The sequence below is a fragment of the Mesorhizobium sp. M0768 genome, assembly GCF_040320195.1.
Taxonomy (GTDB): Bacteria; Pseudomonadota; Alphaproteobacteria; order Rhizobiales; family Rhizobiaceae; genus Mesorhizobium.
This window is the reverse complement of the sequence record NZ_JAMYPD010000023.1, coordinates 80,931-106,505: the sequence shown is the minus strand read 5'-3', so window position 1 is coordinate 106,505 and position 25,575 is coordinate 80,931. Positions and strand designations below refer to the sequence as shown.

At 62.4% G+C, this 25,575-nt stretch carries 30 protein-coding genes; 28 read left to right on the top strand and 2 right to left on the bottom strand.

Features of this window, described 5'->3' with window-relative positions; genetic code table 11:
* Positions 1–373: 373 nt before the first annotated feature.
* The 3 genes from rpoB to NKI08_RS25110 all read left to right on the top strand — a co-directional run bounded on the left by rpoB (position 374) and on the right by NKI08_RS25110 (position 9,587).
* Entirely contained in the window at positions 374–4,510 is a 4,137-nt protein-coding gene (gene rpoB / locus NKI08_RS25120; RefSeq protein ID WP_352772948.1) for a DNA-directed RNA polymerase subunit beta, read from the top strand.
* A 131-nt stretch (positions 4,511–4,641) separates the two neighbouring features.
* A complete protein-coding gene (rpoC, locus tag NKI08_RS25115) occupies positions 4,642–8,838 on the top strand; it encodes a DNA-directed RNA polymerase subunit beta' (protein WP_352772945.1) in 4,197 nt (1,398 codons plus the stop codon).
* 83 nt (positions 8,839–8,921) lie between these two features.
* On the top strand, positions 8,922–9,587 hold the full coding sequence (locus NKI08_RS25110; RefSeq protein ID WP_352766668.1) for an O-methyltransferase: 666 nt from the start codon (positions 8,922–8,924) through the stop codon (positions 9,585–9,587).
* A gap of 48 nt (positions 9,588–9,635) precedes the next feature.
* On the opposite strand, the gene NKI08_RS25105 is transcribed toward NKI08_RS25110, so the two are convergent.
* Both NKI08_RS25105 and NKI08_RS25100 read right to left on the bottom strand, forming a co-directional pair.
* On the bottom strand, positions 9,636–10,565 hold the full coding sequence (locus tag NKI08_RS25105) for a Gfo/Idh/MocA family protein (RefSeq protein ID WP_352682668.1): 930 nt from the start codon (positions 10,563–10,565) through the stop codon (positions 9,636–9,638).
* Between the two features lie 123 nt (positions 10,566–10,688).
* A complete protein-coding gene (locus tag NKI08_RS25100; protein ID WP_023680447.1) occupies positions 10,689–10,970 on the bottom strand; it encodes a transcriptional regulator in 282 nt (93 codons plus the stop codon).
* A gap of 462 nt (positions 10,971–11,432) precedes the next feature.
* Here NKI08_RS25100 and rpsL point away from each other — a divergent pair, with 462 nt between their 5' ends.
* From rpsL to rplO, 25 genes are all read left to right on the top strand, one after another.
* Positions 11,433–11,804, top strand: coding sequence for a 30S ribosomal protein S12 (gene rpsL / locus NKI08_RS25095; RefSeq protein WP_006333356.1), 372 nt, complete (start codon positions 11,433–11,435; stop codon positions 11,802–11,804).
* A gap of 85 nt (positions 11,805–11,889) precedes the next feature.
* A complete protein-coding gene (gene rpsG, locus NKI08_RS25090) occupies positions 11,890–12,360 on the top strand; it encodes a 30S ribosomal protein S7 (RefSeq protein ID WP_008875664.1) in 471 nt (156 codons plus the stop codon).
* A 30-nt stretch (positions 12,361–12,390) separates the two neighbouring features.
* A complete protein-coding gene (gene fusA / locus NKI08_RS25085; protein ID WP_023680448.1) occupies positions 12,391–14,481 on the top strand; it encodes an elongation factor G in 2,091 nt (696 codons plus the stop codon).
* A gap of 67 nt (positions 14,482–14,548) precedes the next feature.
* Positions 14,549–15,724: an elongation factor Tu gene (gene tuf, locus NKI08_RS25080; RefSeq protein WP_352614181.1), complete on the top strand. Its 1,176-nt coding sequence runs from the start codon at positions 14,549–14,551 to the stop codon at positions 15,722–15,724.
* 63 nt (positions 15,725–15,787) lie between these two features.
* Positions 15,788–16,096 (top strand): 30S ribosomal protein S10, encoded by a 309-nt coding sequence (gene rpsJ / locus NKI08_RS25075; protein WP_006205468.1) that lies wholly within the window; start codon positions 15,788–15,790, stop codon positions 16,094–16,096.
* 96 nt (positions 16,097–16,192) lie between these two features.
* The gene (rplC, locus tag NKI08_RS25070; protein ID WP_352451050.1) at positions 16,193–16,921 is read left to right on the top strand and encodes a 50S ribosomal protein L3; all 729 of its coding nucleotides are present in this window, start codon (positions 16,193–16,195) and stop codon (positions 16,919–16,921) included.
* Positions 16,921–17,541, top strand: coding sequence for a 50S ribosomal protein L4 (rplD, locus tag NKI08_RS25065; RefSeq protein ID WP_023675140.1), 621 nt, complete (start codon positions 16,921–16,923; stop codon positions 17,539–17,541). Before rplC ends, rplD begins: the two co-directional genes overlap by 1 nt.
* The gene (locus tag NKI08_RS25060; RefSeq protein ID WP_023675139.1) at positions 17,538–17,831 is read left to right on the top strand and encodes a 50S ribosomal protein L23; all 294 of its coding nucleotides are present in this window, start codon (positions 17,538–17,540) and stop codon (positions 17,829–17,831) included. The genes rplD and NKI08_RS25060 overlap by 4 nt, the downstream gene beginning before the upstream one ends.
* 22 nt (positions 17,832–17,853) lie before the next feature.
* Positions 17,854–18,687, top strand: coding sequence for a 50S ribosomal protein L2 (rplB, locus tag NKI08_RS25055; protein WP_023675138.1), 834 nt, complete (start codon positions 17,854–17,856; stop codon positions 18,685–18,687).
* 16 nt (positions 18,688–18,703) lie between these two features.
* Complete coding sequence (gene rpsS / locus NKI08_RS25050) at positions 18,704–18,982, top strand: 30S ribosomal protein S19 (protein WP_006205463.1); 279 nt, start codon at positions 18,704–18,706, stop codon at positions 18,980–18,982.
* A 2-nt stretch (positions 18,983–18,984) separates the two neighbouring features.
* Positions 18,985–19,374: a 50S ribosomal protein L22 gene (rplV, locus tag NKI08_RS25045; RefSeq protein WP_006205462.1), complete on the top strand. Its 390-nt coding sequence runs from the start codon at positions 18,985–18,987 to the stop codon at positions 19,372–19,374.
* Complete coding sequence (rpsC, locus tag NKI08_RS25040; RefSeq protein ID WP_023675137.1) at positions 19,374–20,099, top strand: 30S ribosomal protein S3; 726 nt, start codon at positions 19,374–19,376, stop codon at positions 20,097–20,099. Before rplV ends, rpsC begins: the two co-directional genes overlap by 1 nt.
* Before the next feature lie 27 nt (positions 20,100–20,126).
* Complete coding sequence (gene rplP, locus NKI08_RS25035) at positions 20,127–20,540, top strand: 50S ribosomal protein L16 (protein ID WP_006205460.1); 414 nt, start codon at positions 20,127–20,129, stop codon at positions 20,538–20,540.
* 13 nt (positions 20,541–20,553) lie between these two features.
* On the top strand, positions 20,554–20,754 hold the full coding sequence (rpmC, locus tag NKI08_RS25030) for a 50S ribosomal protein L29 (protein ID WP_006205459.1): 201 nt from the start codon (positions 20,554–20,556) through the stop codon (positions 20,752–20,754).
* 11 nt (positions 20,755–20,765) lie between these two features.
* Positions 20,766–21,005, top strand: a complete 240-nt coding sequence (gene rpsQ, locus NKI08_RS25025; protein ID WP_023675136.1) for a 30S ribosomal protein S17 — start codon at positions 20,766–20,768, stop codon at positions 21,003–21,005.
* A gap of 82 nt (positions 21,006–21,087) precedes the next feature.
* Positions 21,088–21,456: a 50S ribosomal protein L14 gene (rplN, locus tag NKI08_RS25020; protein ID WP_006205457.1), complete on the top strand. Its 369-nt coding sequence runs from the start codon at positions 21,088–21,090 to the stop codon at positions 21,454–21,456.
* Between the two features lie 12 nt (positions 21,457–21,468).
* Positions 21,469–21,783, top strand: a complete 315-nt coding sequence (rplX, locus tag NKI08_RS25015) for a 50S ribosomal protein L24 (protein ID WP_254817150.1) — start codon at positions 21,469–21,471, stop codon at positions 21,781–21,783.
* Positions 21,776–22,354, top strand: coding sequence for a 50S ribosomal protein L5 (rplE, locus tag NKI08_RS25010; protein WP_008875670.1), 579 nt, complete (start codon positions 21,776–21,778; stop codon positions 22,352–22,354). Before rplX ends, rplE begins: the two co-directional genes overlap by 8 nt.
* A gap of 27 nt (positions 22,355–22,381) precedes the next feature.
* Positions 22,382–22,687, top strand: coding sequence for a 30S ribosomal protein S14 (gene rpsN / locus NKI08_RS25005; protein WP_352451046.1), 306 nt, complete (start codon positions 22,382–22,384; stop codon positions 22,685–22,687).
* A gap of 12 nt (positions 22,688–22,699) precedes the next feature.
* Positions 22,700–23,098: a 30S ribosomal protein S8 gene (gene rpsH, locus NKI08_RS25000; protein WP_006205453.1), complete on the top strand. Its 399-nt coding sequence runs from the start codon at positions 22,700–22,702 to the stop codon at positions 23,096–23,098.
* A gap of 89 nt (positions 23,099–23,187) precedes the next feature.
* Positions 23,188–23,721 (top strand): 50S ribosomal protein L6, encoded by a 534-nt coding sequence (gene rplF, locus NKI08_RS24995; protein WP_023675133.1) that lies wholly within the window; start codon positions 23,188–23,190, stop codon positions 23,719–23,721.
* 85 nt (positions 23,722–23,806) lie between these two features.
* Positions 23,807–24,166 carry a 50S ribosomal protein L18 gene (gene rplR / locus NKI08_RS24990; protein WP_023675132.1) on the top strand — a complete coding sequence of 120 codons (360 nt, stop codon included), beginning with the start codon at positions 23,807–23,809 and terminating at the stop codon, positions 24,164–24,166.
* An 83-nt stretch (positions 24,167–24,249) separates the two neighbouring features.
* A complete protein-coding gene (rpsE, locus tag NKI08_RS24985; protein ID WP_006333394.1) occupies positions 24,250–24,813 on the top strand; it encodes a 30S ribosomal protein S5 in 564 nt (187 codons plus the stop codon).
* Positions 24,814–24,837: 24 nt separating this feature from the next.
* Positions 24,838–25,035: a 50S ribosomal protein L30 gene (gene rpmD, locus NKI08_RS24980; RefSeq protein WP_006205449.1), complete on the top strand. Its 198-nt coding sequence runs from the start codon at positions 24,838–24,840 to the stop codon at positions 25,033–25,035.
* A 22-nt stretch (positions 25,036–25,057) separates the two neighbouring features.
* Positions 25,058–25,531 (top strand): 50S ribosomal protein L15, encoded by a 474-nt coding sequence (gene rplO, locus NKI08_RS24975; protein WP_352772939.1) that lies wholly within the window; start codon positions 25,058–25,060, stop codon positions 25,529–25,531.
* Positions 25,532–25,575: the final 44 nt, after the last annotated feature.

Here is a 25,575-nt window from a genome sequence, read left to right as displayed (position 1 = left end):
CACTGTTCACGCACGCTTTTTCCACGGCCCCGGCTCAAATTTCCACGGCCCGGGTGCACGCCGCGGGCGCAATGGTCAACTTTATTTACGGTTTGTGCCCGGGGGGCGGGGGGCGCGCCGCCCGCCACTCCTTTCGCGTCGAAGGGAGGCTGCGTAACGCGAAGAGTGCGAAAACCTCTTTCCTGAGGGCCGCAAACCGGCCTTCAGGAAACGGGTTTTCTCCCGTTTCTGGCCCGCCGCCAATTGGCGCCGGGTGAAAAGAGCAAGAAGCCGCCGACAGGCGGTGGGCAACAAGACAGGGCCGCCAAGGTGGCCCGAGATGCAAGGCGAGCCGCGGCGAGGCTCGTCCCGAGAATTGAGCTAAGGAGCGACGATGGCCCAGACCCAGACTTTCAATGGCCGCAGACGCGTACGCAAGTTTTTCGGAAAGATCCCGGAAGTTGCGGAGATGCCGAACCTGATCGAGGTTCAGAAGGCATCCTATGACCAGTTCCTGATGGTGGAGGAGCCCAAGGGTGGGCGTCCTGACGAGGGACTGCAGGCAGTTTTCAAGTCGGTCTTCCCGATTTCCGATTTTTCCGGCTCCTCGATGCTGGAATTTGTGAAGTATGAGTTCGAGGGACCGAAATTCGACGTTGACGAATGCCGTCAGCGCGACCTGACCTATGCGGCGCCGCTCAAGGTGACGCTGCGCCTCATCGTGTTCGATATCGACGAGGATACCGGCGCCAAGTCGATCAAGGACATCAAGGAGCAGGACGTCTACATGGGCGACATGCCGCTCATGACCTTGAACGGCACCTTCATCGTCAACGGCACCGAGCGCGTCATCGTCTCGCAGATGCACCGTTCGCCAGGCGTCTTCTTCGACCATGACAAGGGCAAGTCGCACTCGTCCGGCAAGCTCCTGTTTGCCGCGCGCGTCATTCCCTATCGCGGTTCGTGGCTCGACATCGAGTTCGATAGCAAGGACGTCGTGCATGCCCGCATCGATCGCCGCCGCAAGATTCCGGTGACGTCGCTGCTGATGGCGCTCGGCATGGACGGCGAAGAGATCCTGTCGACCTTCTACAACAAGATCACCTACAAGCGCGCCGGCGACCATTGGCGCATCCCGTTCAACGTCGACCGTTTCCGCGGCCTCAAGGCCGTTGGTGACCTGGTCGACGCCGACACCGGCGAAGTCGTCGTCGAGGCCGGCAAGAAGATCACCGCCCGCCAGGCCAGGGCGCTTGGCGAAAAGGGTCTCAAGGCGATCAAGGCGACCGACGAGGATCTGCTCGGCAACTACCTTGCCGAGGATATTGTCAACTACGGGACCGGCGAGATCTTCCTCGAAGCCGGTGACGAGATCGACGAAAAGACGCTGAAAGTGCTGCTTGGCACCGGTGACGATGAGATCAAGGTCCTCGACATCGACCACGTCAACGTCGGCGCCTACATCCGCAACACGCTCAACGTCGACAAGAACGAGAGCCGCCAGGACGCGCTGTTCGACATCTACCGCGTCATGCGCCCCGGCGAGCCGCCGACGCTGGAAACCGCTGAGGCCATGTTCAACTCGCTGTTCTTCGACAGCGAGCGCTACGATCTGTCGGCCGTCGGCCGCGTCAAGATGAACATGCGCCTCGAGCTCAAGGCCGAGGATACCGTGCGCGTGCTGCGCAAGGACGACATCCTGGCCGTGGTCAAGACGCTCGTCGAACTGCGCGACGGCAAGGGCGAGATTGACGACATCGACAATCTCGGCAACCGCCGCGTGCGTTCGGTCGGCGAGCTGATGGAGAACCAGTACCGCGTCGGCCTGCTGCGCATGGAGCGCGCGATCAAGGAACGCATGTCCTCGATCGAGATCGACACGGTGATGCCGCAGGACCTGATCAACGCCAAGCCGGCGGCTGCCGCCGTGCGCGAGTTCTTCGGTTCCTCGCAGCTGTCGCAGTTCATGGATCAGACCAACCCGCTTTCGGAGATCACCCACAAGCGCCGTCTTTCGGCGCTTGGACCGGGCGGTCTGACCCGCGAGCGTGCCGGTTTCGAAGTGCGCGACGTGCACCCGACGCATTACGGCCGCATCTGCCCGATCGAGACGCCGGAAGGCCCGAACATTGGCCTGATCAACTCGCTTGCGACCTTCGCGCGAGTCAACAAATACGGCTTCATCGAGAGCCCGTACCGCAAGATCGTCAACGGCAAGCTGACCAATGAGGTCGTTTACCTCTCGGCTATGGAAGAGGCCAAGCACCACGTCGCGCAGGCCAATGCCGAGCTCGACAAGAATGGTCATTTCGTCGACGAATTCGTCATTTGCCGCAACGCCGGCGAAGTGATGATGGCGCCGCGCGAAAACGTCGATCTGATGGACGTGTCGCCGAAGCAGATGGTGTCGGTGGCCGCGGCCCTGATCCCGTTCCTCGAGAACGATGACGCCAACCGTGCGCTGATGGGCTCGAACATGCAGCGTCAGGCCGTGCCGCTGGTGCGCGCCGAAGCGCCGTTCGTCGGCACCGGCATGGAGCCGATCGTCGCCCGTGACTCGGGCGCCGCCATCGGCGCCCGCCGCGGCGGCATCGTCGACCAGGTGGACGCGACGCGTATCGTCATCCGCGCCACGGAAGATCTCGATCCCGGCAAGTCCGGCGTCGACATCTACCGGCTGATGAAGTTCCAGCGTTCGAACCAGAACACCTGCATCAACCAGCGTCCGCTGGTGCGCATGGGCGACCGGGTCAACAAGGGCGACATCATCGCCGACGGCCCTTCGACCGAGCTCGGCGATCTGGCCCTCGGCCGTAACGTGCTGGTCGCGTTCATGCCGTGGAACGGCTACAACTACGAGGATTCCATCCTCCTGTCCGAGCGCATCGTCGCCGACGACGTCTTCACCTCGATCCACATCGAGGAGTTCGAAGTCATGGCCCGCGACACCAAGCTGGGGCCGGAGGAGATCACGCGCGACATTCCCAACGTCTCGGAAGAAGCGCTGAAGAACCTCGATGAGGCCGGCATCGTCTACATCGGTGCGGAAGTGCAGCCGGGCGACATCCTGGTCGGCAAGATCACGCCGAAGGGCGAAAGCCCGATGACGCCGGAAGAAAAGCTGCTGCGCGCCATCTTCGGTGAAAAGGCCTCGGACGTGCGCGACACCTCGATGCGCATGCCTCCGGGAACCTTCGGCACCGTCGTCGAAGTGCGTGTCTTCAACCGCCACGGCGTCGAGAAGGACGAGCGCGCCATGGCGATCGAGCGCGAGGAGATCGAACGCCTCGCCAAGGACCGCGACGACGAGCAGGCGATCCTCGACCGCAACGTCTATTCGCGTCTTTCCGACGTTCTCGTCGGCAAGGAAGCGATTGCCGGGCCGAAGGGCTTCAAGAAGGGCTCGAAGCTGTCGAAGGACACGCTCGACGAGTATCCGCGTTCGCAGTGGTGGCAGTTTGCCGTGGAGAACGAAAAGCTCCAGAGCGAACTGGAAGCCCTGCGCGGCCAGTACGACGATTCCAAGAAGGCGCTCGAGCAGCGCTTCATGGACAAGGTCGAGAAGGTGCAGCGCGGCGACGAAATGCCTCCGGGCGTCATGAAGATGGTCAAGGTCTTCGTGGCCGTGAAGCGCAAGATGCAGCCCGGCGACAAGATGGCCGGCCGGCACGGCAACAAGGGTGTCGTGTCGCGGATCGTTCCGGTCGAGGACATGCCTTTCCTCGAGGACGGCACGCATGCCGATATCGTGCTTAACCCGCTGGGTGTGCCGAGCCGCATGAATGTCGGCCAGATCCTAGAAACGCATCTGGGCTGGGCTTGCGCCGGAATGGGCAGGAAAATCGGCGATCTAATCGACGCGTACAAGACGGCGGGCGACATCAAGCCGCTGCGCAAGACGCTCGAGAGCTTCATGCCTTCCAACGACCGCAACGAGCCGGTCCGCGAATATGACGACGAGAGCATCGTTCGCCTCAGCGAGCAGATGCGCCGCGGCGTGTCCATCGCGACACCGGTGTTCGACGGCGCGCACGAGGCCGACATCAACATAATGCTGGAGCAGGCGGGCCTGCACACCAGCGGTCAGTCGCAGCTCTATGACGGGCGCACCGGCGAGCCGTTCGATCGCAAAGTGACGATGGGCTACATATATATGCTCAAGCTTCACCACCTTGTGGACGACAAGATCCACGCGCGTTCGATCGGTCCGTACTCGCTCGTTACCCAGCAGCCGCTGGGCGGCAAGGCGCAGTTCGGTGGCCAGCGCTTCGGCGAGATGGAGGTCTGGGCGCTCGAAGCGTACGGCGCCGCCTACACGCTGCAGGAGATGCTGACGGTGAAGTCGGACGACGTCGCCGGCCGCACCAAGGTCTACGAGGCGATCGTCAGAGGCGACGACACCTTCGAGGCCGGCATTCCCGAGAGCTTCAACGTTCTCGTCAAGGAAATGCGGTCTCTCGGCCTCAATGTCGAGTTGGAGAACACCAAGCTCGACGACAACCCGATCCGGCTGCCCGACGCGGCCGAGTAAGCAAGACGTCCGGCCGCGGTCTTCCCGCGACCGGACGCACCAAATTCTCGGCCGATGGCCGATCAAGTCGGCGGGCGTTTGGCCCGCGCTAGATGCAAGGGGTTTTCGAGGACCCCGAAAAGGAGAACGGCATGAACCAAGAGGTCATGAATCTCTTCAATCCCCAGGCGCCTGCGCAGGTGTTCGATTCCATCCGGATCTCGCTTGCCAGCCCTGAGAAGATTCTGTCCTGGTCGTTCGGCGAGATCAAGAAGCCGGAGACCATCAACTACCGCACCTTCAAGCCGGAGCGTGACGGCCTGTTCTGCGCGCGCATTTTTGGCCCGATCAAGGACTATGAGTGCCTGTGCGGCAAGTACAAGCGCATGAAATACAAGGGCGTCATCTGCGAGAAGTGCGGCGTCGAAGTCACGCTGTCGCGCGTCCGCCGCGAGCGCATGGGCCATATCGAGCTGGCGGCACCGGTCGCCCACATCTGGTTCCTGAAGTCGCTGCCGTCGCGCATCGGCACGCTGCTCGACATGACGCTGAAAGACATCGAGCGGGTCCTCTACTTCGAGAACTACATCGTTACCGAACCAGGCCTCACCGCGCTGAAGGAGCACCAGCTGCTCAGCGAGGAAGAGTACATGATGGCCGTCGACGAGTATGGCGAGGATTCGTTCACCGCCATGATCGGCGCCGAGGCGATTCACGACCTTCTGGCCGGCATGGACCTCGAGAAGATCGCCGGCGATCTGCGTTCTGAGCTGGCTTCGACCACCGCCGAGCTCAAGCAGAAGAAGTACCTGAAGCGGCTCAAGGTCGTCGAGAACTTCATGGAATCCGGCAACCGTCCGGAATGGATGATCATGAAGGTGGTTCCGGTGATCCCGCCGGACCTGCGCCCGCTTGTCCCGCTGGACGGCGGCCGTTTCGCCACGTCGGATCTGAACGACCTCTATCGCCGCGTCATCAACCGCAACAACCGCTTGAAGCGGCTGATCGAGCTGCGCGCGCCCGGCATCATCGTGCGCAATGAAAAGCGCATGCTGCAGGAAGCCGTCGATGCGCTGTTCGACAACGGCCGCCGCGGCCGCGTCATCACCGGCGCCAACAAGCGTCCGCTGAAGTCGCTGTCCGACATGCTGAAGGGCAAGCAGGGCCGGTTCCGCCAGAACCTGCTCGGCAAGCGCGTCGACTATTCCGGCCGCTCCGTCATCGTCACCGGTCCGGAGCTCAAGCTGCACCAGTGCGGCCTGCCGAAGAAGATGGCGCTCGAACTGTTCAAGCCCTTCATCTACGCCCGTCTCGACGCCAAGGGCTACTCCTCGACCGTCAAGCAGGCGAAGAAGCTGGTCGAAAAGGAGCGTCCGGAGGTCTGGGATATCCTCGACGAGGTCATCCGCGAGCATCCGGTGCTGCTGAACCGCGCACCGACGCTGCACCGCCTCGGTATCCAGGCGTTCGAGCCGATCCTGATCGAAGGCAAGGCGATCCAGCTTCACCCGCTGGTCTGCACGGCCTTCAACGCCGATTTCGACGGCGACCAGATGGCGGTCCACGTGCCGCTGTCGCTGGAAGCGCAGCTTGAAGCCCGCGTGCTGATGATGTCGACCAACAACATCCTGCACCCGGCTTCGGGCGCGCCGATCATCGTGCCGTCGCAGGACATGGTTCTCGGTCTCTACTACCTTTCGATCGTCAATCAGAACGAGCCGGGCGAGGGCATGGTGTTTGCCGACATGGGCGAACTCCAGCACGCGCTCGAGACCAAGGCGGTGACGCTGCATGCCAAGATCAAGGGGCGCTTCCGCACGGTCGACGCCGACGGCAAGGTCGTGTCGAAGATCTACGACACCACGCCTGGCCGCATGATCATCGGCGAGCTGCTGCCGAAGAACCACAACGTGCCCTACGAGACCGCCAACCAGGAGATGACCAAGAAGAACATCTCCAAGATGATCGACACCGTCTATCGCCATTGCGGTCAGAAGGAGACGGTCATTTTCTGCGATCGCATCATGGCCCTCGGCTTTAGCCATGCCTGCCGCGCCGGCATTTCGTTCGGCAAGGACGACATGCTGATCCCGGACGCCAAGATCAAGCTGGTGTCCGACACCGAGGCTTTGGCCAAGGAATACGAGCAGCAGTACAATGACGGCCTGATCACCCAGGGCGAGAAGTACAACAAGGTCGTGGACGCCTGGGCCAAGTGCTCGGAAAAGGTCGCCGACGAAATGATGGCCCGCATCAAGGCGGTCGAGTTCGAGGACAACGGCCGTCAGAAGCCGATGAACTCGATCTACATGATGTCGCACTCCGGTGCGCGCGGCTCGCCCACCCAGATGCGCCAGCTCGCCGGCATGCGCGGCCTGATGGCCAAGCCTAGCGGTGAAATCATCGAGACGCCGATCATCTCGAACTTCAAGGAAGGCCTCACCGTGCTCGAGTACTTCAACTCGACCCATGGCGCCCGCAAGGGTCTGGCCGACACCGCCTTGAAGACGGCGAACTCGGGTTACCTGACGCGTCGTCTCGTCGACGTGGCGCAGGACTGCATCGTCAACTCGCTCGACTGCGGCACCGACAAGGGCCTCACCATGCAGCCGATCGTCGATGCCGGTCAGGTCGTCGCTTCGGTTGGCCAGCGCGTTCTCGGCCGCACCTCGCTCGACGACATCACCCACCCGGTCACCGGCGAGGTTCTGGTCAAGGCCGGAACGCTGATGGACGAGCGTGACGTGGAACTGATCGAAAAGGCCGGCGTGCAGTCGGTTCGCATCCGTTCGGCGCTGACCTGCGAGGTCAGGGTCGGCGTCTGCGCGGTCTGCTACGGCCGCGATCTGGCCCGCGGCACGCCCGTCAACCAGGGCGAGGCTGTCGGCGTCATCGCGGCGCAGTCGATCGGCGAGCCGGGCACCCAGCTCACCATGCGTACCTTCCACATGGGCGGCACGGCGCAGGTGGTGGATTCCTCGTTCCTTGAAGCCTCGTACGAGGGCAAGGTCGAGATCCGCAACCGCAACGTGGTGCGCAACTCCGACGGCCAGCTGATGGTCATGGGCCGCAACATGGCGGTGCTGATCCTCGACGAAGCCGGCAAGGAACGCGCCACGCACCGCGTCACCTACGGTTCGCGCATCTTCGTCGACGATGGCGACAAGGTGAAACGTGGCCAGCGTATCGCCGAGTGGGATCCTTATACCCGCCCGATCCTCACCGAAATCGAGGGCAGGGTGGCATTCGAGGATCTGGTCGATGGCATTTCCGTTCAGGAAACCGCCGACGAATCGACCGGCATCACCAAGCGCGAGGTCATCGACTGGCGTTCGACGCCACGCGGCAATGACCTCAAGCCGGCGATCGTCGTCCAGGATGCCAAGGGCAAGGTCGGCAAGCTGTCGAAGGGCGGCGACGCCCGCTTCCTGCTCTCGGTCGAGGCCATTCTTTCGGTCGAGCCGGGCGCACAGGTTCGCCCCGGCGACGTGCTGGCGCGTATCCCGATGGAAAGCGCCAAGACCAAGGACATCACCGGCGGTCTGCCGCGTGTTGCCGAACTGTTCGAGGCACGCCGTCCGAAGGATCACGCCATCATCGCCGAGATCGATGGCACGATCCGCTTCGGTCGCGACTACAAGAACAAGCGCCGCATCATCATCGAGCCGCATGACTCGACGCTTGAGCCGGTCGAATACCTGATCCCGAAGGGCAAGCCGTTCCATCTCCAGGACGGCGACGTCATCGAGAAGGGCGACTACATCCTCGACGGTAATCCGGCGCCGCACGACATCCTGGCGATCAAGGGTGTGGAGGCGCTTGCCTCCTACCTCGTCAACGAAATCCAGGAGGTCTACCGACTGCAGGGCGTGTCGATCAACGACAAGCACATCGAGGTGATCGTTCGCCAGATGCTGCAGAAGGTTGAGATCACCACGCAGGGCGATTCGACCTACATTCCGGGCGACCACGTCGACGTGATCGAGCTGGAAGAGGTCAATGAGCGCCTGGTCGAGGAAGGCAAGAAGCCGGCCGAAGGCCAGCCGGTGCTGCTCGGCATCACCAAGGCCTCGCTGCAGACGCCATCCTTCATCTCCGCCGCTTCCTTCCAGGAGACGACGAGGGTGCTGACCGAAGCTGCGGTTGCGGGCAAGACCGACATGCTGCAGGGGCTGAAGGAAAACGTCATCGTCGGCCGGCTGATCCCGGCCGGTACCGGCGGTACGATGAGCCAGATCCGGCGCATCGCCACCTCGCGCGACGAGTTGATCATCGACGAGCGCCGCAAGGCGTCCGGCGTCGAGGTCGCCGAGCCGATGCTGACCGACATGGTTAACGCGGCGCAGTAAGCGCGCAAGAAAGAGAAGATAGAAAAGGGGCCCAAGTGGCCCCTTTTCGCGTTGTGGTTCCCCAATCGGATCGGAGGAGAACGATGAGCAGGAAGATTTGGGCTTCTGTCGATGACTACGTTGTCGAAGCTCTTTTCGAGGCGGATCCCGCTCTCGATGCCGTTCTGGCGGCCAACCATGATCAGGGCCTGCCGCCTATCGACGTTTCCCCGGCACAAGGCAAGCTGCTCTCACTTCTTGCGCGAATGCAGGGAGCGAGGAAGGTACTCGAAATCGGCACGTTGGGCGGTTATTCGACAATCTGGATGGCGCGAGCATTGCCGATGGACGGCAAGGTCGTGACGCTCGAGCTTGATCCGCACCACGCCAGTGTCGCGCGGTCGAACTTTGAACGGGCAGGGGTGTCTGACCGTGTGGAACTGCGGGTCGGACCGGCGCTTCAATCGCTTGCGGCCTTAGGCGCCGAGAATGCCGGGCCGTTCGACTTCATCTTCATCGACGCCGACAAGCCGAACAACCCGCACTATCTGTCCTGGGCCATGCGTCTTTCGAGGCCGGGGACCGTCATCGTCTGCGACAATGTCATCCGTGACGGCGCGGTGGTGAATGAAGATGGTCGCGATGCCAATGTCGAAGGGGCACGCGCGGCGTTCTCGTTCATCGGCAGCGACAAACGTCTGGAAGGCACCGCGATCCAGACTGTTGGCGCCAAGGGCTATGACGGCTTTGCAATAGCGATCGTTAATTGAATTTGTGCGGTGCGCCGGCCGGACCTGCGATCCGGCGGCGCCCACTGATCAATCGAAAAACGCCTCCACCACATTGCGCTTGCCGAGCATGAAGGCGTCGGCGACGTGCTGCAGGGGCGCGAGATCGACGTCGGAGGTGCCGGCGCGCACGATCTCGGCGAAGCGCTTGTAGAGCATCGGATATTCGGCTTCCGGCTCCTCGTGAACGACGCGGCCATCGATGGCAAGCTTTGAGCCGCCGCCAGAAAGCACCATCGATCCTGCCTCGGTATCGGCCAGGATGTCCCAGCTTTGCGGGCCGGTCTGACGCCAATCGAGTTCCATCGTCACCGGCAGACCGTTCGACGTGCGGAAGGCGATATGGGCGGCGATGGGGGCCGCGCGGTTTTCGGGGAAATCGAGTTCTGCCGAGCTGATGAACATCGGCGGCAGGATGTGGGTAGCGATCGACAGGGCGTTGATGCCGGGATCGAACACGCCAAAGCCGCCGGGAGCCCAGATCCATTCCTGATTCGGATGCCAGCGGCGCACGTCTTCTTTCCAATTGATGGCGGCCGACCTGATCGTTGTCGATCCAAGGAATGCGCGCGCAGCTTCGACAGCCGGCGCATAGCGTGAATGCCAGCTGGCGAACAGGCAGACGCCGTTCGCTGTCGCCAGCGCCTTCAGGTCTTCGACCTCGCTGACCGTGGCGCCGGGCGGCTTTTCCAGGAAAACATGCTTTTTCGCCGCCAGCGCCAAGCGCGCGGCGTCGTAACGAAACTGCGGCGGCATGCACAGCGACACCGCCTCGAGCTCCGGCGTTGCGTCGAGCATCGCCTCGATCGTCGGGAAGTTCGGGATGTCCTCGACTTTGCCATGGCGGCTGGCTGCAGCAACCAGGCGATAATCTTGGTCCTTCGCCAGCGCCGGCAGATGCTGGTCACGGACGATCTTCCCCACGCCGACGATGCCGAGCTTGATGGGATTAGAGGACATGGGAGCTCCGCAGGTTGAGTGTGCTTGGTTTTGCCAGAGGTCGCTTCTTAGCAGAGAACTTGTGCCGGGCAAGTCGCCGGGCTTTGTCGCCGGCCCGTGAGATCGACCGCGATTCAGATCTCTTCAGATCGGCACATCGAACGTCACGATCGACACTTCGCCTTCGAGCGCGCCCTGATAGGCGGACAGATGCGGCTCCTCGTCCGGCACGCCGTCCATGTCGCCGATCTGATCGAGCTCTGCCTCGGCATAACCTTCGGCGGCAAGCGATTCGAGAGCGCGGCGCACCGCCGAATCGTCGTCCGGCGCGACCAACATCACATGCACGCCTTCCGGCTTGCCGCCTTTGCGCTTCCACACCCGCCCGGTAATAATGGTGACCGGGCGCTCCTCATTGTCATTCACGGGTTCGTACCTCCGGGCGAGGGGTTTTGGGCTGTTCATGCCGCCTTTTCGCACGAAGCACGGCCTGGAAACAGCGGCAAGCCGGTCACTTTCTGCCTTCCTCTTGAAAAACGGCGCAAGAAAATTACATGCGCTTTTCGCATGGCTGCCAAGCCTCGGGTTCAGCGCAATATTTGCCGCCCCGGGGTTGACGGACAGTGGCCATACGAGTAGAAGCCGCCCAGTCAGAACCGATGTGAGGCTCTTGCTTCCGAAGCGACACGCTTTGGAGTTTGCCTCAAACAGGGTTCGTTTTACGAGCGAAAAGACATTTCCGGCGTGCACGAAGCGGCTTCCGCTTCCTCTGCCATTTGTTCGGGCAAGACCGCGAGGCGCGGTTTGTGGCCCGAATTTGCGTATGGAAGTGACGCTTTGAGCGGCCCTGACCGGGCGAGATACGGAATTGAGAGACAAGAGGGTTTAATGCCTACCGTCAACCAGCTGATCCGCAAGCCGCGCATTGCGCCGGTGAAGCGCAACAAGGTCCCGGCCATGCAGCAGAACCCGCAGAAGCGGGGCGTCTGCACGCGCGTCTACACCACGACGCCGAAGAAGCCGAACTCGGCGCTGCGCAAGGTGGCCAAGATCCGCCTGACCAATGGTTTTGAAGTGATCGGTTACATCCCCGGCGAAGGCCACAACCTTCAGGAGCACTCGGTGGTGATGATCCGCGGCGGTCGCGTCAAGGATCTTCCGGGCGTCCGTTACCACATCATCCGCGGCGTGCTCGACACGCAAGGCGTGAAGAACCGCAAGCAGCGCCGTTCGAAATACGGCGCCAAGCGTCCGAAGTGACCGAAGCGTAGCCGAGGTCGTTCCGGGCGGCGTCAAGCGACGATCCGGGATCCAGGCCACCGCGTAGAATTGAGGCAGAGAAAAAATGTCCCGTCGTCACAGTGCAGAAAAGCGTGAGATCAATCCGGACCCCAAGTTCGGCGATCTGATCGTCACCAAGTTCATGAACGCCGTCATGTATGACGGCAAGAAGTCGGTTGCCGAGACCATCGTCTACGGCGCGCTCGACCAGGTTCAGTCCAAGACCAAGCAGGAGCCGGTCACCGTCTTCCATCAGGCGCTCGACAATGTCGCGCCGCATGTGGAAGTGCGTTCGCGCCGCGTCGGCGGCGCCACCTACCAGGTTCCAGTCGACGTGCGCCCCGAGCGCCGTCAGGCATTGGCCATCCGCTGGTTGATCGCCGCCGCCCGCAACCGCAACGAGACCACTATGGTCGACCGCCTCTCCGGCGAGCTGATGGACGCGGCCAACAACCGCGGCACCGCCGTCAAGAAGCGTGAAGACACCCACAAGATGGCAGAAGCCAACCGCGCTTTCGCGCACTACCGCTGGTAAAGCGCGAACGAGACTGAAGAGGCACCTCCCATGGCCCGCGAATATAAAATCGAAGACTACCGCAATTTCGGTATCATGGCGCACATCGACGCCGGCAAGACGACGACCACCGAGCGCGTCCTCTATTACACGGGCAAGTCGCACAAGATCGGCGAAGTCCACGACGGCGCTGCCACCATGGATTGGATGGAGCAGGAGCAGGAGCGCGGCATCACCATCACGTCGGCCGCGACCACGACCTTCTGGAAGGGTCGCGACGGCAAGATGCACCGCTTCAACATCATCGACACCCCTGGCCACGTCGACTTCACCATTGAAGTCGAGCGTTCGCTGCGCGTGCTCGACGGCGCCATTGCGCTGCTCGATGCCAATGCCGGTGTCGAGCCGCAGACGGAGACCGTCTGGCGCCAGGCCGACAAGTATCGCGTGCCGCGCATGATCTTCTGCAACAAGATGGACAAGATCGGCGCCGACTTCTACCGCTCGGTCGAGATGATCGGATCGCGCCTCGGTGCGCATGCCGTCGTCATGCAGCTGCCGATCGGCGCCGAGACCGAGTTCAAGGGTGTCGTCGACCTCGTCGAGATGAACGCGCTGGTCTGGCGCGACGAGACGCTGGGCGCTGCCTGGGACATCGTCGAGATCCCTGCCGACCTCAAGGCTCGTGCCGAAGAATACCGCGAGAAGATGATCGAGGCCGCCGTCGAAATGGACGAGACGGCGCTCGAGAATTACCTCGAAGGCAAGATGCCGAGCAACGACGAGATCCGTGCGCTCATCCGCAAGGGCACGATCGCGGTGAAGTTCTATCCGATGTTCTGCGGCTCGGCCTTCAAGAACAAGGGCGTGCAGCCGCTGCTCGACGCCGTCGTCGAATATCTGCCGTCGCCGGCCGATGTCCCGGCCATCAAGGGCGTCGACGCCAAGACCGACGCCGAGATCGAGCGTCATGCCGACGACAACGAGCCGCTGTCGATGCTTGCCTTCAAGATCATGAACGACCCGTTCGTCGGTTCGCTCACCTTTGCCCGCATCTATTCGGGCAAGCTCACCAAGGGCATCTCGGTCGACAACACCGTGAAGGGCAAGAAAGAGCGCATCGGCCGCATGCTGCAGATGCATGCGAATTCGCGCGCCGACGTCGAAGAGGCGTTTGCCGGCGACATCGTCGCCCTCGCTGGCCTCAAGGACACCACCACCGGCGACACGCTCAGTGATCCGCTGCATCCGGTCATCCTCGAGCGCATGGAATTCCCCGATCCGGTCATCCAGATCGCCATCGAGCCGAAGACCAAGAACGACCAGGAAAAGATGGGTCTCGCCCTTCACCGCCTGGCCGCCGAGGATCCGTCCTTCCGCGTCAAGACTGACGAGGAATCGGGCCAGACGATCATTTCCGGCATGGGCGAGCTTCACCTCGACATCATCGTCGACCGCATGCGCCGCGAGTTCAAGGTCGAGGCCAATGTCGGCGCGCCGCAGGTGGCCTACCGCGAGACGATCACCCGCAAGCACGAGCAGGACTACACGCACAAGAAGCAGACCGGCGGTACCGGCCAGTTCGCCCGCGTCAAGATCCTGTTCGAGCCGAATCCGGAAAGCAGCGAATTCGAGTTCGAAACCAAGATCGTCGGCGGCGCTGTGCCGAAGGAATACATCCCCGGTGTCGAAAAGGGCATCAACAGCGTCATGACCTCGGGCCCGTTCGCCGGCTTCCCGATGATCGGCGTCAAGGCGACGCTGATCGATGGCGCCTACCACGACGTGGACTCGTCGGTTCTGGCCTTCGAAATCGCCGGCCGCGCCTGCTTCCGTGAAGCAGCCCCCAAGCTTGGCGTGCAGTTGCTCGAGCCAATCATGAAGGTCGAAGTGGTGACGCCGGAAGATTACGTCGGCAGCGTTATCGGCGACCTGAACGGCCGTCGCGGCCAGATCCAGGGCCAGGAAGCCCGTGGCGTGGCTGTGGTCATCAACGCGATGGTGCCGCTCGCCAACATGTTCAAATACGTGGACAACCTTCGCTCGATGAGCCAGGGCCGCGCGGCCTACACGATGCAGTTCGACCACTACGAGCCGGTCCCGACCGCGGTCGCCCAGGAAGTCCAGAAGAAATACGCGTAACTCGAAACGAGTTGCATCAGTAACTTAATTCAAGGCCCGCACGGGCTGGCAGGAATGGAGAGATCACATGGCAAAAGGTAAATTCGAGCGCACTAAGCCTCATGTGAACATCGGCACGATTGGTCACGTCGATCATGGCAAGACGTCGCTGACGGCGGCGATCACCAAGTATTTTGGCGAATACAAGCGCTACGACCAGATCGATGCGGCACCCGAAGAGAAGGCGCGCGGCATCACCATTTCGACGGCGCACGTCGAATACGAGACCGCCAACCGCCACTATGCCCATGTCGACTGCCCCGGCCACGCCGACTATGTCAAGAACATGATCACCGGTGCTGCGCAGATGGACGGCGCGATCCTGGTGGTGTCGGCCGCCGACGGCCCGATGCCGCAGACGCGCGAGCACATCCTTTTGGCCCGCCAGGTCGGCGTGCCCTCGATCGTGGTGTTCTTGAACAAGGTCGACCAGGTCGACGACGCCGAGCTGCTCGAGCTGGTCGAGCTCGAGGTGCGCGAGCTTTTGACCAAGAACGAGTTCCCCGGCGACGACATTCCGATCGTCAAGGGTTCGGCGCTTGCCGCCCTTGAAGACAGCGACAAGAAGATCGGCGAGGACGCCATCCGCGAACTGATGGCTGCGGTCGATGCCTACATTCCGACGCCGGTTCGTCCGCTCGACAAGCCGTTCCTGATGCCGATCGAGGACGTGTTCTCGATCTCGGGCCGTGGCACGGTTGTGACCGGCCGCGTCGAGCGCGGCGTCGTCAAGGTCGGCGAGGAGCTGGAGATCGTCGGCATCCGTCCGACCACCAAGACGACCTGCACGGGCGTCGAGATGTTCCGCAAGCTGCTCGACCAGGGCCAGGCCGGCGACAACATCGGCGCGCTGCTGCGCGGTGTCGACCGTGAAGGCGTCGAGCGCGGCCAGGTCCTGGCCAAGCCCGGCACCGTCAAGCCGCACAAGAAGTTCGTCGCCGAAGCCTACATCCTGACCAAGGACGAGGGCGGCCGCCACACGCCGTTCTTCACCAACTACCGTCCGCAGTTCTATTTCCGCACGACGGACGTGACCGGCATCGTGTCGCTGCCGGAAGGCACCGAGATGGTGATGCCGGGCGACAACATCACCGTCGACGTCGAGCTGATCGTGCCGATCGCCATGGAAGAGAAGCTGCGCTTCGCCATCCGTGAAGGCGGCCGCACCGTCGGTGCCGGCATCGTCGTCACCATCACAGAGTAATTTGGACTTAAACCGATCTGTCGCGGGCGCTGCCCGCGCCGCGCCAGAACAAGGAAGTGACGCATGAACGGACAGAATATCCGCATCCGCCTGAAGGCGTTTGATCACCGGGTGCTCGACGCCTCGACACGGGAAATCGTGTCGACCGCCAAGCGCACCGGCGCCAACGTCCGCGGCCCCATTCCGCTGCCGACGCGGATCGAAAAGTTCACGGTCAACCGGTCGCCTCACGTCGACAAGAAGAGCCGCGAGCAGTTCGAGATGCGCACGCACAAGCGTCTGCTCGACATTGTCGACCCGACCCCGCAGACAGTCGATGCTTTGATGAAGCTCGACCTGGCCGCCGGTGTCGACGTCGAGATCAAGCTGTAAGGAACCAGAGGTCAGCGGGGCGACCCGGAACTCTGAAGGAACAAGAGGCGTGGAGGGGCGACAGCCCCGACAGGGAACTCTAAAGGAATTGAACCGATGCGTTCAGGTGTGATTGCAAAGAAGGTGGGAATGACCCGCATCTACAACGATGCCGGGGAACATGTTCCCGTCACTGTTCTCCAGATGGAGAACTGCCAGGTCGTGGCGCAGCGCACGCAGGAGAAGAACGGCTATACCGCCGTCCAGCTCGGCGTTGGCCTTGCCAAGGTGAAGAACACGTCGAAGGCGATGCGCGGCCATTTCGCGACCGCTTCCGTCGAGCCCAAGGCCAAGGTTGCCGAGTTTCGCGTCTCTGCCGACAACATGATCGATGTTGGCGCCGAGATCACCGTCGAGCACTTCGTCGTCGGCCAGAAGGTCGATGTGACGGGCACCACGATCGGCAAGGGTTTCCAGGGCGTCATCAAGCGGCACCACATGGGTGGCGGCCGCGCAACGCACGGCAACTCGGTGTCGCACCGTACACACGGCTCGACCGGCCAGCGCCAGGATCCGGGCAAGGTGTTCAAGGGCAAGCATATGGCCGGCCACATGGGCGACACCCGCGTCACCACGCAGAATGTCGAGGTCGTCTCGACCGACGCCGATCGCGGCCTGATCCTGATCCGCGGTGCGGTCCCGGGTTCGAAGGGTGCATGGATCCTGGTCCGCGACGCGGCCAAGGTGGCGCTTCCGGCCAATGCGCCGAAGCCCGCCGCGATCCGCGCCCTTGCGACTGACGGTGCCGCCACGAACGAGGCCCCGGCCACAGAGGGAGCGGAATAATGGACCTCAAGATTACAACGCTTGGCGGCAAGGACGCCGGCAAGCTGAAGCTCTCCGAAGAGATTTTCGGCCTCGATCCGCGCGAGGACATCCTGCAGCGCGTCGTGCGCTGGCAGCTTGCCAAGAAGCAGCAGGGCACGCACAAGGCCAAGGGTCGCGCGGAAATCGCCCGCACCGGCGCCAAGATGTACAAGCAGAAGGGTACGGGCCGCGCCCGTCACCATTCGGCTCGCGCTCCGCAGTTCCGCGGCGGCGGCAAGGCCCACGGCCCGGTCGTGCGCAGCCACGAGCACGATCTGCCTAAGAAGGTGCGTGCGCTCGGCCTGAAGCATGCGCTTTCGGCCAAGGCCAAGAGCGCGTCGATCATCATCATCGACGAGCTGAAGCTGACCGAGGCCAAGACCAAGGCGCTGATCGCGAATTTCGCGACGCTGGGCCTGAGCAACGCCCTGGTGATTGGCGGCGCCGAGCTTGACAAGAACTTCAAGCTGGCAGCGACCAACATCCCGAACATCGACGTGCTGCCCATCCAGGGCATCAACGTCTACGACATTCTGCGCCGCGGCACGCTGGTCCTTTCCAAGGCCGCCGTCGAGGCTCTCGAGGAGCGCTTCAAATGACCGACCTTCGTCATTACGACGTGATCGTCTCGCCGGCGATCACCGAAAAGTCGACCATGGCTTCCGAGCAGAACCAGGTCGTCTTCAACGTCGCCAAGAAGGCGTCGAAGCCGGAAATCAAGGCCGCCGTCGAAGCGCTGTTCGGCGTCAAGGTGATGGCCGTGAACACGCTTGTCCGCAAGGGCAAGATCAAGCGCTTCCGCGGCACGATCGGCCGCCAGAGCGACGTCAAGAAGGCGGTTGTGACGCTGGCCGAAGGCCAGTCGATCGACGTCGCGACGGGTCTCTGAGCAAGGTCGCGAGGACAGAACAATGGCACTGAAAAAATTCAACCCGGTAACGCCGAGCACCCGTCAGCTGGTCATCGTCGATCGGTCGGGCCTCTACAAGGGCAAGCCCGTCAAGGGCCTGACCGAAGGCCTGACCAAGTCGGGCGGCCGCAACAATTACGGCCGCATCACAGCCCGCTTCATCGGCGGCGGTCACAAGCGCACCTACCGCATCATCGACTTCAAGCGCCGCAAGTTCGACGTCGTCGGCACGGTCGAGCGCATCGAGTACGATCCGAACCGCACCGCCTTCATCGCGCTGATCAAGTATGACGATGGCGAGCTGTCCTACATCATCGCCCCGCAGCGTCTGGCTCCCGGCGACAAGATCGTGGCCGGTGAATCGGTCGACGTGAAGCCGGGCAACGCGATGCCGCTGGCCTCGATGCCGGTCGGTACGATCGTCCACAATATCGAGCTGAAGCCCGGCAAGGGCGCTCAGGTCGCCCGTTCGGCCGGCGGTTATGGCCAGCTCGTCGGCCGCGACCAGGGCATGGCGATCCTGCGCCTCAATTCGGGCGAGCAGCGTGTCGTCCACGGCTCCTGCATGGCCACTGTCGGCGCCGTGTCTAACCCGGACCATGGCAACATCAATGACGGCAAGGCAGGCCGCACCGTGTGGCGCGGCAAACGTCCGCACAATCGCGGCGTGACCATGAACCCGGTCGACCATCCACATGGCGGCGGCGAAGGCCGCACCTCGGGTGGCCGCCATCCGGTTTCGCCCTGGGGCAAGCCGACCAAGGGCAAGAAGACGCGGTCCAACAAGGCGACCGACAAGTTCATCCTGCGCTCGCGCCATCAGCGCAAGAGCTAAGAAGAGGTAACGCCAAGTGACTCGTTCGATTTGGAAAGGCCCCTTCATCGACGGCTACCTTCTGAAGAAGGTGGACAAGGTTCGTGAAGGTGGTCGCAATGAGGTGATCAAGATGTGGAGCCGCCGCTCCACCATCCTGCCGCAGTTCGTCGGCTTCACCTTCGGTGTCTACAACGGCCAGAAGCACGTTCCCGTCTCGGTGAACGAGGACATGGTCGGTCACAAGTTCGGTGAATTCGCTCCGACCCGGACCTATTACGGTCACGGCGCGGATAAGAAGGCGAAGAGGAAATAATCATGGGCAAGGCCAAAGCTCCGCGCAGGCTTGCTGACAACGAAGCGCGCGCCGTGTTGCGCACGATCCGTATCAGCCCGCAGAAGCTGAACCTGGTTGCCGCGCTGATCCGCGGCAAGAAGGTCGCGACAGCGCTTTCCGACCTCGAATTCTCGGCCAAGCGGATTTCCGGCACGGTCAAGAAGACGCTGGAATCGGCGATCGCCAACGCGGAAAACAACCACGACCTCGACGTCGATGCGCTGATCGTGGCGGAAGCCTATGTCGGCAAGTCGATCGTCATGAAGCGGTTCCATGCCCGTGGCCGTGGGCGCGCCAGCCGTATCGAGAAGCCGTTCTCGCACCTCACGATCGTCGTTCGTGAAGTCGAAGAAAAAGGGGAGGCCGCATAATGGGCCAGAAAGTCAATCCGATCGGTCTGCGTCTCGGCATCAACCGCACCTGGGATTCGCGCTGGTTCGCGAACACCGGCGAGTACGGCAAGCTGCTGCACGAGGACATCAAGATCCGCAAATATCTTGAGAAGGAACTCAAGCAGGCTGCAATCTCGAAAGTCGTGATCGAGCGTCCGCACAAGAAGTGCCGCGTCACCATCCATGCGGCGCGTCCGGGCCTGATCATCGGCAAGAAGGGCGCCGACATCGAGAAGCTTCGCAAGAAGCTCATGGAGATGACCAAGTCCGAGACGCATCTGAACATCGTCGAAGTGCGCAAGCCGGAGATCGACGCGACCTTGGTCGCCCAGTCGATCGCCCAGCAGCTCGAGCGCCGCATCGCGTTCCGCCGCGCCATGAAGCGTGCCGTGCAGTCGGCGATGCGCCTCGGTGCCGAAGGCATCCGCATCAACTGCGCCGGCCGTCTCGGCGGCGCCGAGATCGCGCGCATGGAATGGTATCGCGAAGGCCGCGTGCCGCTGCATACGCTGCGTGCCGACGTCGACTACGGCACGGCCGAGGCGAATACGGCCTACGGCATCTGCGGCGTCAAGGTCTGGGTGTTCAAGGGCGAAATCCTCGAGCACGACCCGATGGCTTCGGAGCGCCGCGCCACCGAGGGCGATCATGCGCATGGCGGTGGTGGTGAGCGCGAACGCGGTCGCCGTCGCGAAAACGCGTAAGACATTTAGGAATTTGGAGTTAGAACGATGCTGCAGCCAAAGCGCACAAAGTTCCGCAAGCAGTTCAAGGGCCGCATCCACGGTACCGCCAAGGGCGGCACCAACCTGGATTTCGGCGGTTTCGGGCTGAAGGCGCTTGAGCCGAACCGCGTCACCGCGCGTGAGATCGAGGCGGCCCGCCGCGCGATCACCCGCGAGATGAAGCGTGCCGGCCGCGTGTGGATCCGTATCTTCCCGGACGTGCCGGTGACGTCGAAGCCGACCGAAGTCCGTATGGGTAAGGGCAAGGGCGCGGTCGACTACTGGGCGGCACGCGTCAAGCCGGGCCGCATCATGTTCGAGATCGACGGCGTCAACGAGGAAACCGCCCGTGAGGCGCTGCGTCTCGGCGCGGCCAAGCTCTCGGTCAGGACGCGCTTCGTACAGCGCATCGCAGAATAAGGACGGGCTGATCATGAAAGCCGAAGACATCCGGACCAAGACCCAGGACCAGCTGACCGACGACCTGGCCAGCCTGAAGAAGGAGCAGTTCAACCTGCGCTTCCAGAAGGCCACCGGCCAGCTTGAGAAGACCGCGCGCGTGAGGCAGGTCCGCAAGGACATTGCGCGTATCAAGACCATCGCTGCGGAAAAGTCCGCGGCCAAGAAGGCTTAAGGACGAAAACCATGCCAAAGCGCATTCTGCAGGGCACCGTCGTCAGCGACAAGAACGAGAAGACGGTTGTCGTCAAGGTCGAACGGCGCTTCACGCATCCCGTGATGAAGAAGACCGTGCGCATGACCAAGAAGTACAAGGCGCACGACGAGAACAACGCCCACAAGGTCGGCGATCAGGTGTTCATCCAGGAATCGAAGCCGATTTCCAAGGACAAGCGCTGGGTCGTGGTGTCTTCGGACCAGGCCTGATCAGGGCCAACGAAACGAATTTTGGACAGACCGGGGAGGGGTGAGAAACCCGTCCCGTTAGAAAAGAAGAAGGCGGCCAGTCATGATTCAGATGCAAACAAACCTCGACGTCGCGGATAATTCCGGCGCCCGTCGTGTCATGTGCATCAAGGTGCTGGGCGGCTCGAAGCGGAAATACGCTTCCGTGGGCGACATCATCGTGGTGTCGATCAAGGAAGCCATCCCGCGCGGCCGCGTCAAGAAGGGCGATGTGATGAAGGCGGTCGTGGTTCGCACGGCCAAGGACATCCGCCGCCCGGACGGCAGCGTGATCCGTTTCGACAAGAACGCAGCCGTTCTCGTCGACAACAAGAAAGAGCCGATCGGCACGCGTATCTTCGGACCGGTTCCGCGCGAACTCCGCGCCAAGAACCACATGAAGATCATCTCGCTCGCGCCTGAAGTGCTGTAAGGAGCCGGACCAATGCAGAAGATTAGAAAAGGCGACAAGGTCGTCGTGCTGGCCGGCAAGGACAAGGGCCGTTCGGGCGAAGTCCTCTCGGTACAGCCGAAGGACGACACCGCGCTGGTGCGCGGCGTCAACCTGATCCGTCGTCACCAGAAGCAGTCCCAGTCCCAAGAGGGCGGGATCATCACCAAGGAAGCGCCGATCCAGCTGTCGAACATCGCGCTGGCCGACCCCAAGGATGGCAAGCCGACCCGCGTCGGCTTCATCTTCCAGAAGGACGGCAAGAAGGTGCGCGTCGCCAAGCGCTCGGGAGAAGTCATCAATGGCTAAGGCTCAAACCAAGCAGGCAACTGCCCAGAACACGCCGCGCCTCAAGCAGGTCTACAACGAGACCATCCGCAAGGCGCTGCAGGAGCAGTTCGGCTACGAGAACGAGATGCAGGTTCCGCGCATCGACAAGATCGTGCTGAACATGGGCGTCGGCGAGGCGACCGGCGATTCGAAGAAGCCTTCGATCGCGGCGGAAGACCTTGCGATGATCGCCGGCCAGAAGGCCGTCGTCACCCGCGCCCGCAACTCGATCGCCGGCTTCAAGGTCCGCGAGAAGATGCCGATCGGCGCCAAGGTCACGCTGCGCAAGGAACGCATGTACGAGTTCCTCGACCGCCTCGTGAACATCGCACTGCCGCGCGTCCGCGACTTCCGCGGACTTAATCCGAAGAGCTTCGATGGCCGTGGCAACTATGCCATGGGCATCAAGGAACACATCGTGTTTCCGGAGATCAACTACGACAAGGTTGATCAGATCTGGGGCATGGACGTCATCGTTTGTACGACTGCGAAGACGGACGACGAAGCCAGGGCATTGCTCAAGGCCTTCAACTTCCCCTTCCGCCAGTAACGGCAGCGAGAAAAGGAAAAATCTGAAATGGCAAAGACCAGCTCAGTCGAGAAGAACAACAGGCGCCGCAAGCTTGCGGACCAGTTCGCTGCCAAGCGCGAGGTGCTCAAGGCGATCATCATGGATCAGTCCAAGCCGATGGAAGAGCGCTTCCGCGCCCAGCTGAAGCTTTCGGCGCTGCCGCGCAACTCGGCCAAGACCCGCATCCGCAACCGCTGCGAAGTCACCGGACGTCCGCGTGCCTATTATCGCAAGCTCAAAGTATCGCGTATCGCGCTTCGTGATCTCGGCAATAACGGCCAGATCCCGGGCCTGGTCAAGTCGAGCTGGTAAGGAGGACATAACATGTCATTGAGCGATCCTCTCGGCGATATGCTGACCCGCATCCGCAACGCGTATGGCCGCAAGAAGTCGAGCGTTTCGACGCCGGCCTCGCGCCTGCGTACCCGCGTCCTCGACGTGCTGAAGGCGGAAGGCTATATCCGCGACTACAGCCAGACCGACTTCGACAACGGCAAGTCCGAAATCGAGATCGAGCTGAAGTATTTCGATGGTGCGCCGGTGGTGCGCGAAATCGCTCGGGTCTCGAAGCCCGGCCGCCGCGTCTACGTTTCGGCCAAGTCGATACCGCACGTCGCCAACGGCCTCGGCATCGCCATCCTTTCGACGCCGAAGGGCGTGATGGCCGACCACGAAGCGCGTGAACAGAATGTCGGCGGGGAAATCCTCTGCCAGATCTTCTGATCTGGTATGTGACCCGGTTGGAAACAGGTTTTCGGGATCTAGTCCCGAAAGCCGAGACCTGAAACAAGAGAAGTGACGAGGACAACAAAATGTCTCGTATTGGAAAGAAACCCGTTTCGCTGCCGCAGGGCGTGACCGCGACCGTCAACGGCCAGACCGTGACGGCGAAGGGTCCGAAGGGCGAGCTGAAGTTCGTGGTGAACGACGAAGTGCTGGTCAAGATGGAAGGCAGCGAGATCGCTGTCCAGCCGCGCGACCAGACCAAGACTGCCCGTTCCAAGTGGGGCATGTCGCGCACGCAGATCGTCAACATCCTGCAGGGCGTCAAGGACGGCTTCGAAAAGAAGCTCGAGATCACCGGCGTCGGCTATCGTGCCGCCATGCAGGGCAAGAACCTGCAGCTGGCGCTCGGCTTCAGCCATGACGTCGTCTACGAGACGCCGCAGGGCGTGACGATTTCGGTGCCGAAGCCGACGGAAATCACGGTGACCGGCATCGACAAGCAGCAGGTCGGCCAGGTTGCCGCCGAGATCCGCGAGTATCGCAGCCCCGAGCCCTACAAGGGCAAGGGTGTCCGCTATGCCGGCGAGAAGATCGTCCGCAAGGAAGGCAAGAAGAAGTAATTTTAACGCCGCGGGGAGCGGTCGCGGGAGGCTTGTCCTACCGCATATGGTTGCCCCCGTTTTTTGAAGGCAAGGAACTGATATCATGGGCTCGAAAGAATCCACCCAACGCCGCGCCCAGCGCGTCCGCCGCCAGATCAAGAAGGTTGCCGGCGATCGTCCGCGCTTGTCGGTCCATCGCACATCGAAGAACATCTACGTCCAGGTGATCGATGACGCCAAGGGCCACACGATCGCGGCTGCTTCGACGCTCGAGAAGGAGCTCAAGGGTTCGCTCAAGACCGGCGCCGACACGGCGGCCGCCGCTGCCATCGGCAAGCTGATCGCCGAGCGTGCCTCGAAGGCCGGCGTCAAGGAAGTCGTCTTCGACCGCGGCGCCTACATCTACCACGGCCGTGTCAAGGCGCTTGCCGAGGCTGCCCGTGAAGGTGGTCTGAGCTTCTAAAAACGAAATTCGCCCCCGGCGACCCACAGAGGCGCCGGATATCATCATCAACCGTGCTTCCGGAAAAAAACAAGGAACAGGATATGGCACAGGAACGTAGGGATGGCGGCCGCGGCCGTGATCGCGAAGAGCGCGACGACGGCATGGTCGACAAGCTCGTCCACATCAACCGTGTCGCCAAAGTCGTCAAGGGCGGCCGGCGCTTCGGCTTTGCGGCACTTGTTGTCGTCGGCGACCAGAAGGGCCGCGTCGGCTTCGGCCACGGCAAGGCGCGCGAAGTGCCGGAGGCGATCCGCAAGGCGACCGAATCGGCCAAGCGCGACATGATCTTCGTGCCGCTGCGCTCAGGCCGCACGCTGCACCACGACGTCGAGGGACGCTGGGGCGCGGGACGCGTTCTGCTGCGCGCCGCCAAGCAAGGTACCGGCATCATCGCCGGCGGCCCGATGCGCGCCGTTTTCGAAACGCTCGGCATGCATGACGTGGTCGCCAAGTCGATGGGTTCTTCGAACCCCTACAACATGGTTCGCGCCACGTTCGACGCGCTGAAGAGCCAGATGCATCCGAAGGATGTGGCTGCTGCGCGCGGCATCAAGTACTCGACTCTTCAGGCCCGCCGCGGCACCGCCGTTGCGGCTGAAGAATAGTCGACGCTGACCAGGGATTTGACCATGGCCAAGAAAGCAACCAAGACCATCACCGTCGAGCAGATCGGTTCGCCGATCCGCCGGCCGAAGGAGCAGCGCGCAACGCTGGTCGGCCTCGGCCTCAACAAGATGCACAAGCAGCGCACGCTGGAGGATACGCCCTCGGTGCGCGGCATGATCGCTGCCGTCCAGCATCTCGTCCGCGTCGTGGACGAGGGCTGAACCAGAGCGCAGGAGAACCCAGATGAAACTCAATGATCTGCGTGACAAGGACGGCGCGACGCACTCCAAGAAGCGTCTCGGCCGTGGCATCGGTTCCGGTTCGGGCAAGACCGCCGGTCGCGGCGTCAAGGGCCAGAAGGCGCGCTCCGGCGTCGCCGTCAACGGCTTCGAGGGTGGCCAGATGCCGCTCTACCGCCGCCTGCCGAAGCGCGGCTTCAACAATATCTTCGCCAAGAGCTTCGCCGTCGTGTCGCTGGCCCGCATCCAGGCGGCGCTCGATGCCAAGAAGCTCGACGCCAAGACAGTTGTAACGGCCGAGGCGCTGGTTGCGGCTGGCGTCATCCGTCGCGTCAAGGACGGCGTGCGCATCCTTTCAGACGGCGACATCAAGGCCAAGCTTGCCTTCGACGTAGCCGGAGCCTCCAAGGCCGCGATCGAGAAGATCGAAAAGGCCGGCGGCTCGGTGAAGCTGCCTGAGAAGGCAGCCGCCGAGTAACGGCAATTTGAAGTACGGCCGGCAAAGGTGGAATTCGGTTTTGC

What these genes read in the sequence shown, in the direction of transcription:
- rpoB (WP_352772948.1), top strand. Translation starts at nt 374, where the DNA reads ATGGCCCAGACCCAGACTTTCAATGGCCGCAGACGCGTACGCAAGTTT.
- rpoC (WP_352772945.1), top strand. Translation starts at nt 4,642, where the DNA reads ATGAACCAAGAGGTCATGAATCTCTTCAATCCCCAGGCGCCTGCGCAG.
- NKI08_RS25110 (WP_352766668.1), top strand. Translation starts at nt 8,922, where the DNA reads ATGAGCAGGAAGATTTGGGCTTCTGTCGATGACTACGTTGTCGAAGCT.
- NKI08_RS25105 (WP_352682668.1), bottom strand. Translation starts at nt 10,565, where the DNA reads ATGTCCTCTAATCCCATCAAGCTCGGCATCGTCGGCGTGGGGAAGATC.
- rpsL (WP_006333356.1), top strand. Translation starts at nt 11,433, where the DNA reads ATGCCTACCGTCAACCAGCTGATCCGCAAGCCGCGCATTGCGCCGGTG.
- rpsG (WP_008875664.1), top strand. Translation starts at nt 11,890, where the DNA reads ATGTCCCGTCGTCACAGTGCAGAAAAGCGTGAGATCAATCCGGACCCC.
- fusA (WP_023680448.1), top strand. Translation starts at nt 12,391, where the DNA reads ATGGCCCGCGAATATAAAATCGAAGACTACCGCAATTTCGGTATCATG.
- tuf (WP_352614181.1), top strand. Translation starts at nt 14,549, where the DNA reads ATGGCAAAAGGTAAATTCGAGCGCACTAAGCCTCATGTGAACATCGGC.
- rpsJ (WP_006205468.1), top strand. Translation starts at nt 15,788, where the DNA reads ATGAACGGACAGAATATCCGCATCCGCCTGAAGGCGTTTGATCACCGG.
- rplC (WP_352451050.1), top strand. Translation starts at nt 16,193, where the DNA reads ATGCGTTCAGGTGTGATTGCAAAGAAGGTGGGAATGACCCGCATCTAC.
- rplD (WP_023675140.1), top strand. Translation starts at nt 16,921, where the DNA reads ATGGACCTCAAGATTACAACGCTTGGCGGCAAGGACGCCGGCAAGCTG.
- NKI08_RS25060 (WP_023675139.1), top strand. Translation starts at nt 17,538, where the DNA reads ATGACCGACCTTCGTCATTACGACGTGATCGTCTCGCCGGCGATCACC.
- rplB (WP_023675138.1), top strand. Translation starts at nt 17,854, where the DNA reads ATGGCACTGAAAAAATTCAACCCGGTAACGCCGAGCACCCGTCAGCTG.
- rplV (WP_006205462.1), top strand. Translation starts at nt 18,985, where the DNA reads ATGGGCAAGGCCAAAGCTCCGCGCAGGCTTGCTGACAACGAAGCGCGC.
- rpsC (WP_023675137.1), top strand. Translation starts at nt 19,374, where the DNA reads ATGGGCCAGAAAGTCAATCCGATCGGTCTGCGTCTCGGCATCAACCGC.
- rplP (WP_006205460.1), top strand. Translation starts at nt 20,127, where the DNA reads ATGCTGCAGCCAAAGCGCACAAAGTTCCGCAAGCAGTTCAAGGGCCGC.
- rpmC (WP_006205459.1), top strand. Translation starts at nt 20,554, where the DNA reads ATGAAAGCCGAAGACATCCGGACCAAGACCCAGGACCAGCTGACCGAC.
- rpsQ (WP_023675136.1), top strand. Translation starts at nt 20,766, where the DNA reads ATGCCAAAGCGCATTCTGCAGGGCACCGTCGTCAGCGACAAGAACGAG.
- rplN (WP_006205457.1), top strand. Translation starts at nt 21,088, where the DNA reads ATGATTCAGATGCAAACAAACCTCGACGTCGCGGATAATTCCGGCGCC.
- rplX (WP_254817150.1), top strand. Translation starts at nt 21,469, where the DNA reads ATGCAGAAGATTAGAAAAGGCGACAAGGTCGTCGTGCTGGCCGGCAAG.
- rplE (WP_008875670.1), top strand. Translation starts at nt 21,776, where the DNA reads ATGGCTAAGGCTCAAACCAAGCAGGCAACTGCCCAGAACACGCCGCGC.
- rpsN (WP_352451046.1), top strand. Translation starts at nt 22,382, where the DNA reads ATGGCAAAGACCAGCTCAGTCGAGAAGAACAACAGGCGCCGCAAGCTT.
- rpsH (WP_006205453.1), top strand. Translation starts at nt 22,700, where the DNA reads ATGTCATTGAGCGATCCTCTCGGCGATATGCTGACCCGCATCCGCAAC.
- rplF (WP_023675133.1), top strand. Translation starts at nt 23,188, where the DNA reads ATGTCTCGTATTGGAAAGAAACCCGTTTCGCTGCCGCAGGGCGTGACC.
- rplR (WP_023675132.1), top strand. Translation starts at nt 23,807, where the DNA reads ATGGGCTCGAAAGAATCCACCCAACGCCGCGCCCAGCGCGTCCGCCGC.
- rpsE (WP_006333394.1), top strand. Translation starts at nt 24,250, where the DNA reads ATGGCACAGGAACGTAGGGATGGCGGCCGCGGCCGTGATCGCGAAGAG.
- rpmD (WP_006205449.1), top strand. Translation starts at nt 24,838, where the DNA reads ATGGCCAAGAAAGCAACCAAGACCATCACCGTCGAGCAGATCGGTTCG.
- rplO (WP_352772939.1), top strand. Translation starts at nt 25,058, where the DNA reads ATGAAACTCAATGATCTGCGTGACAAGGACGGCGCGACGCACTCCAAG.